Source organism: Streptococcus sp. HMSC061E03, from assembly GCF_001813505.1.
GTDB lineage: Bacteria > Bacillota > Bacilli > Lactobacillales > Streptococcaceae > Streptococcus.
In genome coordinates this window covers 152,379-166,198 of record NZ_KV812797.1, presented here as the reverse complement: position 1 = coordinate 166,198, position 13,820 = coordinate 152,379, and the positions used below count along the sequence as shown (strand labels likewise).

The 13,820-nt window shown below is 42.0% G+C and carries 8 protein-coding genes; all 8 read left to right on the top strand.

Annotated features, from left to right (window positions below):
- A partial coding sequence (locus HMPREF2917_RS11745) for an SspB-related isopeptide-forming adhesin (protein ID WP_256324261.1) occupies positions 1-1,938 on the top strand: 1,938 nt, incomplete at its 5' end.
- A gap of 543 nt (positions 1,939-2,481) precedes the next feature.
- The gene (locus tag HMPREF2917_RS08535) at positions 2,482-3,348 is read left to right on the top strand and encodes an ABC transporter permease (protein ID WP_070590227.1); all 867 of its coding nucleotides are present in this window, start codon (positions 2,482-2,484) and stop codon (positions 3,346-3,348) included.
- Positions 3,345-4,109 (top strand): ABC transporter ATP-binding protein, encoded by a 765-nt coding sequence (locus HMPREF2917_RS08530; RefSeq protein ID WP_021154011.1) that lies wholly within the window; start codon positions 3,345-3,347, stop codon positions 4,107-4,109. The genes HMPREF2917_RS08535 and HMPREF2917_RS08530 overlap by 4 nt, the downstream gene beginning before the upstream one ends.
- Positions 4,110-5,024: 915 nt before the next feature.
- The gene (locus tag HMPREF2917_RS08525; protein WP_070590225.1) at positions 5,025-5,567 is read left to right on the top strand and encodes a hypothetical protein; all 543 of its coding nucleotides are present in this window, start codon (positions 5,025-5,027) and stop codon (positions 5,565-5,567) included.
- Positions 5,568-5,770: 203 nt separating this feature from the next.
- Entirely contained in the window at positions 5,771-7,432 is a 1,662-nt protein-coding gene (locus HMPREF2917_RS08520; RefSeq protein ID WP_070590222.1) for a ribonuclease J, read from the top strand.
- A 70-nt stretch (positions 7,433-7,502) separates the two neighbouring features.
- Positions 7,503-8,285: an alpha/beta hydrolase gene (locus HMPREF2917_RS08515; RefSeq protein ID WP_070590220.1), complete on the top strand. Its 783-nt coding sequence runs from the start codon at positions 7,503-7,505 to the stop codon at positions 8,283-8,285.
- Positions 8,286-8,671: 386 nt separating this feature from the next.
- Positions 8,672-10,129, top strand: coding sequence for a glutamate--tRNA ligase (gene gltX / locus HMPREF2917_RS08510; protein ID WP_070590217.1), 1,458 nt, complete (start codon positions 8,672-8,674; stop codon positions 10,127-10,129).
- A 235-nt stretch (positions 10,130-10,364) separates the two neighbouring features.
- Positions 10,365-13,820, top strand: a 3,456-nt coding sequence (locus HMPREF2917_RS11555) for an accessory Sec-dependent serine-rich glycoprotein adhesin (RefSeq protein WP_176745962.1), incomplete at its 3' end; no start/stop codon positions are given.

Below are 13,820 nucleotides of genomic sequence, written 5' to 3'. Positions count from 1 at the left end.
CAATCAGTAGGAATCTCAGATGACTACGATGAGGCAAAAGTCGACGTTGAAGCTTCAGCTATTAAAGCATACGATGGTAAGACTGGTGCGGATGTAACAGCTAAATTCGATATCGCTGTGAACAACGGTGTGATTACTGCAACCCTTAAAGATGGCTTTACTAAGTCACTTGGCGATGCGGAAAACACACAAGTCATCGACACAACTAAATTCGAATTCGGACGTTACTACAAGTTTGATATCCCAGCTACAGTGAAAGCTGACGTTAAAGGCGGAGTAGACATCGAAAATACTGCGGCTCAAGTCGTTAACTACTACAACCCAACTACTAAGAAAGTTGAAAAACCAAACAAACCAACTGAAAAACGTGTAAACAGCGTACCAGTACAAGTAGAATTCAACTTCACTAAACGTTTAGAAGGACGTAAATTGCAAGCGAACGAATTCAGCTTCGTACTTAAAGATTCAGAAGGTAAAGTTGTTGAAACTGTAAGCAACGATGCATCTGGTAACGTTAAGTTCTCTAAACTTGAATTCAAGAAAGAACAAGTAGGCGAACACAAGTTCACAGTTGAAGAAGTGAAGGGTACTGACGGAACTGTCACTTACGATGCGATGAAAGCAGTAGTAACTGTAGAAGTTAAACATGACGGAACAGCGAAAGCTCTCATCACTAACGTAACAGATCCAGCAGACAAAGAGTTCAACAACCGTGTAACACCTCCAGAAACTCCAGAATTCAACCCAGAGAAATACATCTTGAACGAATCTAAATTCGATCTGACAGGTGTGAAACTTCTCGATGATGATAACGAGCTGGAACATAAAGTTGCGGACACCAATGCGAACCCATATGTGGACGGTACTGCCAACAACGAAGCTCAAAATATCAATACGAAGACACTTAAGAAAGGTGATAAAGTATACTACCAAGTATGGTTGGATACAACTAAATTCACTGAAGCACACAATATTCAATCTGTAGGTGTAACAGATAAATATGACAGTGCAAACTTGAATGTTAACGGAGCTGATATTAAAGCATACGACTCTGTAACAGGAGAAGATGTGACAGCTAAGTTTGATATCAAGGTTGAAAATGGTGTAATTACTGCAACTTCTAAAGCGGACTTGACTAAGTCACTTGGCGATGCAGAAAATACACAAGTTATCGACACAACTAAGTTGGCCTTCGGACGTTACTACAAGTTTGAAATCCCTGCAGAAATTAAACAATCTGCTCAAGAGGGTGTGGATATCGAAAATACAGCTTCACAAATCGTACACCAATACGATCCAACTAAGAAGACTGTAGAAAAACCAGAAAAACCAACTGAAAAACGTGTAGTCAACATTCCAGTTAAGGTTCAATTCCAATTCACTAAGAAATTGGAAGGACGCACATTGAAAGCTGGTGAATTCAGCTTCGTTCTGAAAGACGAAAAAGGCAATGTGATCGAAACTGTGAAGAATGATGCGGCTGGTAAGATTACCTTCTCAAATCTTGAGTTCAAACGTGGTGAAGAAGGAACTCACCTCTACCATGTAGAAGAAATTCGTGGTACAGATTCTAGCGTTGTTTACGATAAGATGGTTGCGACCGTTGGTATCGTGGTGAATAAAGAAGGTAAAGTATTAGTAGCTACTACTAAGTTGCCAGAAGATACAGAGTTTAACAACACTGTTATTCCGCCAACAACACCACCAACAACACCGCCTAATACACCACCAACACCACCAACAACGCCACCAACTCCTCCAACACCACCAACAACACCACCAACGACTCCTCCAACACCACCGACACCAACAACTCCACCAGCTCCAGGACTTCCTAACACTGGTGAAGAACAATCAGTATCAGCTGCATTGTTAGGTGCTGCACTTGGTATGGTTGGACTCGCTGGACTTGCAAAACGCAAGAAACGTGAAGACTAAAATTGAGGAGACATCGACATCTTTGTTGATGAGGTGACAATTTTAGATCCAACAGGAAGAGGCTTTGCTCGAAAGAGCAAGGCCTCTTTGTTTGTTGTTGAAAGCTTAGAAAAAATTGCATATATATTATGAAATATTTCAGAAACTATTCGATTAGTCATTTCATTCTGTTACTAGTTTCATCGGATATCCATTGACTTGAAGTGGAGAAAACAGTATACTAGTAAAGCAATTTGATCTTTCAAACTGCCGGCAACAAGGGGAATGAATCCACTTTGAATTGGAATACAGTAGGGTTTGGAGTGGTAGTACTTCACACCCTTATTGTCGTCAGTTACCCTATTAAGACCAGACTTGTGAAACAAACACAGGTTTCTTTTTTGCATAATTATAAAAGCTTATAGAACCCTCCTGCTCCAAATAATCAGGAGGGTTCCGTTTTATTTTTAAAAAGCTGGTGATCCAAGAAATATTGTGAATTTCCTATAGGTTCTCTTCCATATTTATGTTACAATTAAACTACTACTATCGAAGGGAGAAACTATGATTAATTCAATTGTTTCACAAGGTTTAATTTGGGCCATTTTAGGATTGGGAATCTTTATGACCTTCCGAATTCTAGATTTTCCAGATATGACGACAGAAGGGTCCTTCCCGCTTGGAGGAGCGGTGGCGGTGACCTTAATTACTAAAGGGGTCAACCCGCTTATAGCGACCCTGGCTGCTATTGGAGCAGGATGCTTGGCGGGACTTGCGACGGGTCTTCTCTACACAAAAGGGAGAATCCCCACACTCTTGTCAGGGATCCTGGTGATGACGTCCTGTAACTCGGTTATTCTCTTTGTCATGCAGCGGGCTAATCTGGGACTTTTGGGCTATAAAAAAATTCAGGAATTTCTTCCTTTTGCCAGTGGGTTCAATGAGATCCTGATTGGCTTGATTTTCGTAACGCTTGTGATCCTTGGTTTGATCTTCTTCTTGGATACACGCTTGGGTCAAGCCTATATTGCGACAGGGGACAATCCAGACATGGCCAAAAGTTTTGGGATCAACACTGACCGGATGGAATTGATGGGTTTGGTCATTTCAAATGGGATTATTGCTCTTTCTGGTGCACTGATGGCCCAACAAGAAGGCTATGCGGACGCTTCACGTGGGATTGGTGTCATCGTTATCGGGCTTGCCAGCCTCATTATTGGAGAGGTTCTCTTTTCAAATGTCACCTTGACAGAGCGCTTGCTCAGTATTGCAATCGGTTCAATCGCCTACCAATTTTTGATTTGGGCCGTGATTGCGCTTGGCATCAATACCAGCTATATCCGAATCTTCAGTGCCTTGATCTTGGCTATCTGCCTGATGATTCCAACCTTTAAGGGAAAAATCATGAAAGGAGCGAAACTCAGTAAATGACAGCAATTGTAGAATTAAAAAATGTAACCAAAGCTGTGAGCAATGGGATGAATGAAGAAAAAGTCATTCTGGATGATGTCTCCTTGGAAATTCGAGAGCATGATTTTATCACGATTTTAGGGGGCAATGGAGCTGGGAAATCAACCCTCTTTAATACCATTGCTGGGACACTTCCAGTTAGTAGCGGGAAGATCTATATTCTAGGGGAAGATGTGACCAACTACTCTCCTGAGAAGAGAGCCAAGTACCTATCTCGTGTCTTTCAAGATCCTAAAATGGGAACAGCGCCTCGTATGACAGTGGCAGAAAATCTCTTGGTAGCGAAGTTTCGTGGAGAAAAACGTGGTTTGATTCCGCGTCACTTGGCAAGCTATAAAGAAGAGTTTCAAACAGTTCTTGCTAAGATCGGCAATGGCTTGGAAAATCATATCGATACAGCAGTTGAGTTTCTATCAGGGGGCCAACGTCAGGCTTTGAGCTTGTTGATGGCGACACTAAAACGTCCAGAACTTTTGCTATTAGATGAACATACTGCAGCCTTGGATCCGAAAACCAGTCAGGCCCTCATGACCTTGACGGATGAGTTTGTGAAACAAGATGCCCTCACGGCTCTTATGATCACCCACCATATGGAAGATGCTTTGAAATATGGAAATCGCTTGATTGTGATGAAAGATGGACATATCGTCCAAGATCTCAATCAAGAAGAAAAAGCCCAAATGGCCATCGCAGACTACTATGAATTGTTTGAGAAAGAATAAGATACAAAGGGCGTAGCGGATACAGTCAAAATAGGGAATACGACGCAGAATCTTCAGATTCTAGGAGGATTCATCTTTTTGACACAATCCGCAGCCCGTGTTCATTTACTAAGATACAAAGGGCATAGCGGATACAGTCAAAATAGGGAGTAGGACCGAAGCGATATGATTTATGAACGCTTCTTCGTCCTACCCCCACAAGGCTGATTAGAATTCTTCCGAGCTGATCAAGCGAGAGAAGAAGCCAATCAGCTACTGTGCCTTGTCTACATGCTAAGCTAGAGAGCTTGTTCTCTAGCTTTTTCTCTTTCTAAAACACAAGCTACTGTTTATAAATATACGTCGTCCCTTCAATGAATGCCTTATACAACAAAAGAGCTTAGAAAGAGGTCAGAAGAAAACCGTATAAAAATAGGAACTAGTTTCAGATGGAAACGCTTGCAATCGCTAATGGAGTTGAGTATAATATAGTTAGAAAGATGAAGAAGGGATTGATACCAATGCCTTATCGAGTTAAAATTTAGGTTACTTCGTTTTAGGCCTGTTTTGCTGATAGCTGTTCATGCTCTTATCGTAAAAGAGCAGTTATGTCGTGTGTGTCGGATCGGTTGGACGGTCGGGCAAGCCTGCTTAGTTTGTCCGGAGACATAAGAAAACGTGGAAATAGTAGGTAGAAGCTTTTTATAAAGGTTTTCAAACTTCAATGCGTCCAGTCGAAAGCTCATAAATTTAGATTTGGGATAGCAAAGAAAACCTCTGGTATTTTACACAAATACTATTAAATGAAATCAACATCATAAACATTGTTTTGTTAGCCAATAGGTTAATTGCACCAAGTCAGCGAAGCAGACCAGGCCTCTAGTCCCGTAAGACTGGAGGCCATTTTTTATAAAATACCCAGGAGGAGGTGAGAGTATGGGATTGTCGTATGCGCAAGAATATAGTTGTCGTGACCATTTTCGGCAAAGAGCTTTTGAGCGCTTTGGCGTAGATGATCAGCACCTGAACAGGTGGATCAACCAACACCTCCCCTCCCTCTCTCCTTATGATAGTAATGCGGTTCAACCAGCTAATACAGAAGCCTATGTAGCCAGTGATGGCGTCATCTTTGTTTGCAATATCAAAAGTCGGGAGTTCATCACTTGCTTTAAGGCGGTTAATTACCAAGAATCTAAGGAAGAAGAGGAAGCCTATACGGACATTCACGAAAACAATGTCGCTTCCTTCAAAAAAGATGTGAACCACCTAGTCAATCGCTACCGACTCAAGGAAGCCAAAGAACTGTTTGAAAACATTGGGGAGGACTTGGATGATTTTTATCGCCTGTCCCAAGCAGTAAAGAACGGCCAATTGAGCGAGCGAAATAGTAAGCGCCTAGAGGAATTGTTAGGCAAGTTTCATGTGATCAAGGCAGCTATGCGGATCATTGAAAATAAACGGGGAGATTACCATCTTTAGGGTCTTTTCCCCCTAAAAATAGGCGCCTAGAAGCCCTCTCATCTACCTCAGATGAGAGGACTTTTTTGCTGTGGAAAGCTTTTTGAAAAAAAGAGAAAAAAATTGTATAATAGAGTGGATATGCAAGTATTTGCAAAGCTGTAATTCGACTTGGGCGACCAAGGACCGTAAGTATTAAAATAATCACACTAAAGGAGACAACAGTGAGTAGTATTAAATTAGTCACTCTTGGCGGTGTTCGAGAAAATGGGAAAAATCTCTACGTTGCCGAAGTGAACGATTCGATTTTTGTCTTGGATGCAGGTTTGAAGTATCCAGAAAATGAGCAACTTGGGGTGGATGTCGTTATCCCCAACATGGATTATCTATTTGAAAACAAGGACCGCATTGCAGGTGTTTTCTTGACCCATGGTCATGCGGATGCCATTGGGGCCTTGCCATATCTTTTGGCGGAAGCGAAAGTCCCTGTATTCGGAACCGAGTTGACCATTGAGTTGGCTAAACTCTTTGTCAAAAGCAATGACAGTGTGAAGAAATTCAACGACTTCCATGTCATCGATCAGAATTCTGAGATTGATTTTGGTGATGCCGTCGTCTCTTTCTTTCAAACAACCCACTCCATCCCTGAAAGTATCGGGATTGTGATTGGCACTCCTGAGGGCAATATCGTCTACACGGGAGACTTTAAATTTGACCAAACTGCCAGCGAGTCCTACGCGACAGACTTTGCTCGTCTAGCTGAGATTGGACGCGAAGGTGTCCTTGCCCTCTTGAGTGATTCGGCTAATGCGGATAGCAAGGTTCAAGTTGCCAGTGAGCAAGAAGTAGGCGATGCTATCTTAGATACGATCGCAGACTGGGATGGTCGTGTCATCGTAGCGGCGGTAGCCAGCAACCTTTCTCGGATCCAGCAGGTCTTTGATGCTGCGGCTGAGACTGGCCGTCGAGTGGTCTTGACAGGGTTTGATGTGGAAAACATCGTCCGGACAGCTATTCGCTTGAACAAATTGTCTCTTGCCAATGAAAAACTCTTGATCAAGCCAAAAGAAATGAGCCGTTTTGAGGATCATGAATTGATCATTTTGGAAACAGGCCGGATGGGTGAGCCGATCAACGGTTTGCGCAAGATGTCGATTGGCCGTCACCGTTATGTGGAAATCAAAGATGGGGACTTGGTCTACGTCGTCACAACGCCATCTATTGCTAAAGAAGCTGTGGTGGCTCGTGTGGAAAACATGATCTACCAAGCAGGTGGCATTGTCAAATTGATCACGTCAAGCTTGCGCGTGTCTGGTCACGGAAACGCACGGGACTTGCAGTTGATGATCAACCTTCTTCGTCCTAAATATCTCTTCCCTATCCAAGGGGAATACCGCGAATTGGATGCCCATGCGCGGGTAGCGATGGAAGTCGGTATCTTGCCTGAGAATATCTTTATTCCAAAACGCGGCACTGTGATGGAGTACGAAAAGGGGGACTTCGTCCCTGCCGGTAGCGTCTCAGCTGGAGATGTCATGATCGATGGGAATGCCATTGGTGATGTGGGCAATATTGTCCTTCGTGACCGTAAGGTCTTGTCAGAAGACGGGATCTTTATCGTGGCGCTCACGGTGAATCGCAAAGAGAAGAAAATTATTTCCAAAGCGCGCGTGCACACCCGTGGTTTTGTCTATGTCAAGAAGAGTCGGGATATTCTTCGTGAAAGTTGCGAATTGGTCAACCAAAGTGTTGAAGATTATTTGAATCAAGATAGCTTTGACTGGGGTGAGTTAAAAGGTTTGGTACGTGACAACTTGTCTAAGTTCTTGTTTGAACAAACCAAACGCCGTCCAGCCATCCTACCAGTCGTGATGGAAGTGAAATAATAGTAGAAAACGAAACGCTTGGCGGCCCGAGGCTTGCCGAGTGTTTTTAACAGTAGAAAGAGGAAATCAAATGGCAGTTATGCAGATTGAGTATTATTCAGAAGCCTTGAAGATGGAGTGGGGCGTGTCTGTTCTTTATCCAGATGCGTCGCGCGTGGAAGATCCAGCGGATACCGATATTCCAGTTCTCTATCTCTTACACGGGATGAATGGCAACCACCACTCCTGGTTGAAGCGGACTAATGTGGAGCGCATTTTGCGAAATACTAATCTGATCGTGGTCCTACCCAATACCAATAATGGCTTTTACACAGATACCCAGTATGGCTACAACTATTACACAGCTATTGCGGAGGAATTGCCAGAGACTCTTTCTCGCTTCTTCCCTAATATGACCAAGAAACGGGAGAAGACCTTTATTGCTGGTCTATCCATGGGAGGCTATGGATCGATGCTCTTGGCTCTCAAGACAAATCGTTTCTCCCATGCGGCTAGTTTTTCCGGAGCCCTAAGTTTCCACGATCGAGATTTTGAAAACAATGACTTGGAACAACCAGCTTTTTGGAAGGGGATCTTTGGAGAGATTGAGGATTGGACGACCAGTCCCTATTCGCTAGAGACGGCTGCCAAGAAGTTTTCAGATAAGAAGACCAAACTCTGGATCTGGTGTGGGGAGCAGGATTTCCTCTATGAGGCCAATAATTTTGAAGTCAAGGAACTAGAAAAGTTAGGTTTGGATGTCACCTATACCCACAGCCCGGGCAAGCATGAATGGTTCTACTGGGAACGTGAGTTGGAGAACTTTTTACAAACCCTGCCAATTGACTTTGAATTGGAAGAAAGACTAAACTAAGATACAAAGCCCGTAAAATGCAAAGTGAAAATAGGGAGTAGGACAGAAGCGATATCATTTATAAACGCTTCGTCGTCCTACCCCCACAAGGCTGATTAGGTATTCTTCTGAGCTTAGAAAGCGACAGAAGAATCCAATCAGCTACTGTGTCTTGAATTAATTGCTATTCAGCTTCCGTTTTTGACACAATCCGTAGCCCGTGTTCGTTTAATAAGATACCAATAGATTGGATATCAGTCAGAGCATTTGTTCTGACTTTTTTTCATATATATATGAAGAAAAGCTAGAAAGGTCACTTATTCATTTCAGTCCTGCTTTCTTTGTGGTATAATAGGAACGATTGAAAAATGAGCTAGAAATAGCGAACAAGATAAGAGGAGAGAAATATGGCAAAAGATATTCGTGTGCGCTATGCACCAAGTCCAACAGGGCTACTACACATCGGAAATGCTCGTACAGCATTGTTTAACTACTTGTACGCGCGTCACCATGGTGGAACCTTTATCATCCGTATCGAGGATACGGACCGCAAACGTCACGTCGAAGACGGCGAACGTTCCCAGCTTGAAAACCTTCGTTGGTTGGGCATGGACTGGGATGAAAGCCCAGAGACGCATGAAAACTACCGCCAGTCTGAACGTTTGGAACTCTATCAAAAATACATTGACCAACTCTTGGCCGAAGGAAAAGCCTACAAATCTTACGTCACTGAAGAAGAGTTAGCGGCTGAACGTGAACGCCAAGAAGCAGCAGGTGAAACACCTCGCTATATCAATGAATACCTTGGTATGAGCGAAGAAGAAAAAGCAGCTTATATCGCAGAACGTGAAGCAGCTGGTGTGATTCCAACGGTTCGTTTGGCAGTCAATGAGTCAGGTATCTACAAATGGCATGATATGGTCAAAGGCGATATCGAGTTTGAAGGTGGCAATATCGGTGGTGACTGGGTCATCCAAAAGAAAGATGGCTATCCAACTTATAACTTTGCCGTTGTGATCGATGACCACGATATGCAAATCTCTCACGTGATCCGTGGAGATGACCACATCGCCAACACTCCAAAACAACTCATGGTCTATGAAGCGCTTGGATGGGAAGCGCCAGAGTTTGGTCACATGACCTTGATCATCAACTCTGAAACTGGTAAGAAGTTGTCTAAACGGGACACCAATACCCTTCAGTTCATCGAAGATTATCGGAAGAAAGGTTACCTTCCAGAAGCAGTCTTTAACTTTATCGCACTTCTTGGTTGGAACCCTGGTGGGGAAGACGAAATCTTCTCTCGCGAAGAACTTATCAAGCTCTTTGATGAAAATCGTCTCAGCAAGTCTCCAGCTGCTTTCGACCAAAAGAAAATGGACTGGATGAGCAATGAGTACATCAAGAATGCGGATCTTGCGACCATCTTTGAAATGGCTAAACCATTCCTCGAAGAAGCAGGACGTTTGACAGACAAGGCTGAGAAATTAGTGGAACTTTACAAACCACAAATGAAGTCAGTGGATGAAATCGTTCCATTGACAGACCTCTTCTTCTCAGACTTCCCAGAATTGACAGAAGCTGAACGAGAAGTCATGGCTGGTGAAACCGTGCCGACTGTACTTGAAGCCTTCAAAGCGAAATTGGAAGCCATGTCAGATGATGAATTTGTAGTAGAAAATATCTTCCCACAAATCAAAGCGGTTCAAAAAGAGACTGGTATCAAAGGGAAAAATCTCTTTATGCCGATTCGTATCGCTGTTTCAGGGGAGATGCATGGGCCAGAATTGCCAGATACCATCTACTTGCTTGGACGCGAAAAATCAATCCAACACATTGAAAGTATGTTGGAAAAAATCAGATAATTATCAGGAAAGTCCCTATTAAATGGGGCTTTTTGTTTTACCTCTAAAGTAAAAGTATTATAGGATTTTCAAAAAATTTCCCCGGTTTGACAAATTGATCCCACTGAAAACGATTTTATTACTATCTAAAACAAAAATTATAAAAAAATAGCAATAATTAAGGATAATTGCTTCCAAAAATCGACACATTAGTCTATAATGTAAGGGAAATAAAAAATGTAATAAGGAGACAGAAATGTTTTTTAAACGTTCGAACGGTGAATTCCGTGAAACGGATCGTGTGACTCGTTTCAAATTGATCAAATCAGGTAAAAACTGGTTGCGTGCTGCGACTTCTAACTTTGGTCTTTTGAAGGTCATTCGTGGTCAAGTCGAAGAGACTGTTGTAGCTGAAGTGCGTGAAGACGCAGTATCAGTGAAAGAAATGACAAGCCGTGGCTTGCTCAAAGGGATCGTAGCAGCTGGGGCTGTTTTTGGTGCAGCTACAGTAGCGAATACTGCAAAAGCAGATGAAACAGGATCAGACGTTGCGACTGCATCTGAGCTTTCAAGTGAAGCTCTTGTAGAGCAAGGAAGTACTGTACTTGGTACAACTTCAACAACTGAATCTCAATCTGAATCAACTACAGAATCAACTACAGAATCAACAACTGAGTCAACAACAGAATCAGCTAGCGCTTCTGCATCTGCAAGTGCTTCAACCTCTACAAGCGTATCTGTATCTCACTCAGCTTCATTGAGCGAACAAGGTTCAGCAGAACTTTCAGCAGCTTCAAGCGAATCAACTGTAGCAGCTGGCTCTGAAGCAAGTGTAGAAAGCACTACAACAGTAGCGAAAGCTGAAGATAAAGTTGTTTTGGAACAAAACACTTCAGAAGCAGCATTGTTGAACAAGATTGCAGGAGACTACTCAGCAACTGTATCAGCTCCAGAGAAGAAAGCAGCACTTGATGCTGCCATCGCTAAAGTTCAAACAGAATTGACAGCAAGCAACAGCTTGATCAATGCGAATGCTTCAGCTCAATCATACGCAGACCAACGCGAACGTTTGAGCAAGTCAGTAGATGACATGATGGCAACCTTGACTGCAGCAGGATTTACTGGAAACACAACAGTAAACGGCGCTCCAGCAATTTCAGCACAGTTGGATGCTATCTCTACTTCTAACACGCTTGCAGCAGGTGTTGACGCAACTCCAGGAATGGACGATGCCAATGGAGCGACACTTACTGATAAAGCGACTACAATTCCTTCAGGTTACTCAGCTGACCCAGCCTCAGATCGTTTGACATTCGGTGTTTGGAACCTTAAATCTTACAACCAAGCTTATAACACAAATTACTATGTAACTTTGTCAGTTGATAAGACAACAAGCACAAACAATCCTGATGTTTATGTTCGTTTGGTAGACAAGAATACAGGAAGCGAAGTTGCAAATACAACATTGACTTCAGCTAACTCTGGTAAAGAAGTAAACCTTGGTAATCTTTCATCTAATACATACTACCCATATTTTGTATACAATGCTTCAACCGATGGTGGTTCTGCAAGTGTTGATGTGATTATCAAAAAGAATGAAGATGTTGCATTCGCTAATACTACAGAACAAGTATACGACTACTTGACACCTGCCAACCAAGGTGAGACTAAACCAAACGTACAAATCGGTGTACCATCAACTAAGATGAATCAAACAACTCACTATAAAGTAGTTGATACAACCTCATCAACTTATGATGCGTCACGCTCTTCAGCAGATACAACAACTCAAAGCTATAAACCAACTGGTAATGAAACAGAACTTGCTTCATATACACAGACAGGTATCCAAGGTCAAAACTATACAGCTTCAAACCCACGTTCATTTGAAGGTTATGTTTTGTACCAACAAGCTGATTCATCAACTACATCTGGTGAACTTGGGAACTCTGTAGGTACTAAGTACGCTGAGTTAAAGGGAACTCGTGCTCATTATTACGTTAAACGTATTCGTGAAGTAGTAGCTAACGATGGTTCAACAGTAACTAAGATCTATGTATTGGATCCATCAGCTGTATCTACATTCAATGAGTCAACTATGGCTAACAATACAGATACTAATGGTTACACCCTTGTTTACACTACTCCAGTGATTAAAGCAGGTGAGAAGTATATTCCTTCTGCAACAAATATGGAAACAGATAAAGTACTTGTAAATAGTAAGAATGGTGATTACCAATTGTCTGTTTCTCCATGGCATAATCCTGATAAGCCAGATGAAGGTCTTGTTTACATTACAGGTTGGTATGCAAAAGGTCATTATAACGAAGCAGATTACATGTTTACGGATGAACCGAAAGGAACTGCAAACTCAGCAACTGGTGGTAATACACAAAACGTTATCGGTGGTCGTACGAAGTATGCCTTGTTAGCTGATGGTAAGACAATTAAGACTGATTCATCAGGTAATCCAGTGAAGACAACAGGTGGATTTGGTAACCAATTCTCAATTCCAGCTGCTAATGAAAAACCATCTGGTGATACAGTACACTACTACAAGAAGACAGACGAAAAAGGGAATGTTTACGTTCACTATAAAGATACTGAAGGAACAACTATTAAAGCTTCAGTAACAGATGAAAATCAACAACCTATCAATAAACACTATGATACAGTAGAAGATAATCGTCCAGCTACAATTGAGTACAATGGTAAAACTTACGAGTTGGTACCAGCAGGTACATATACTGTTGGTGAAGTTGACTCAGATGGTCACCTAAAATCTTCAGATGATATTACAGGTTCAGTTGCTAAACAAGATAAAAATGTAACCTATATCTATAAAGTGAAAGAAACACCAAAAGAAGGTGAAGTTGTTATCACTTATGTAGATACGAAAGGTAACGAAATCCAAAAATCTCGTCAAGATACACCTAAATCACCATATGACACACCATATGATACAACTGAAAAAGGTGAAAAACCAAATATCATCAAGACAACTGATGGTAAGACCTATAAAATTGTTCCTAAAGGTGATTACCCAGTAGGAGGTGTTGATGAAAATGGTCATTTGAAATCTTCAGATCCTATTACTGGTAAAGTTGACAAACCAAAATCTACCATTACTTACGTTTATGAAGAAGTTGGAAGTGTCTTTGTTCATTATAAAGATATTAACGGAAATACGATCATGGGATCTGTTATTGATGAGCAAGATCAACCACTTGAGAAGGATTATGATACTGTAGTAGATAATCGTCCTAAAGAAATTAAGTTCGAAGGTAAGACTTACGAACTTGTAGAAGCTGGTAATTACCCAGTAGGTCAAGTTGACAGCCAAGGTCACTGGACAGGTGATGATGATACGACTGGTAAAGTGGCTTCAGGTGAGAAGAATGTTACTTATATCTATAAGTTGAAAGTGGAATCACAATCAGATTCAGGTTCAAATTCAGCATCAGCATCAACATCAGCTTCACAATCATTATCAGAAGTTGTATCTAACTCACAGTCTGTATCAGAACAAGCTTCTACATCATTGTCTGAATCAGCTTCTACATCATTGAGCCAATCAGCTGTTGAATCAGCAAGTGTGTCTGCGAGTCAATCATCGTCATTGAGTACGTCAGCGCAAGAATCAGCTTCTGTATCAGCTAGTCAATCAGCGTCATTGAGCACATCGGCTTCAGCATCAGCAAGCGTATCAGCA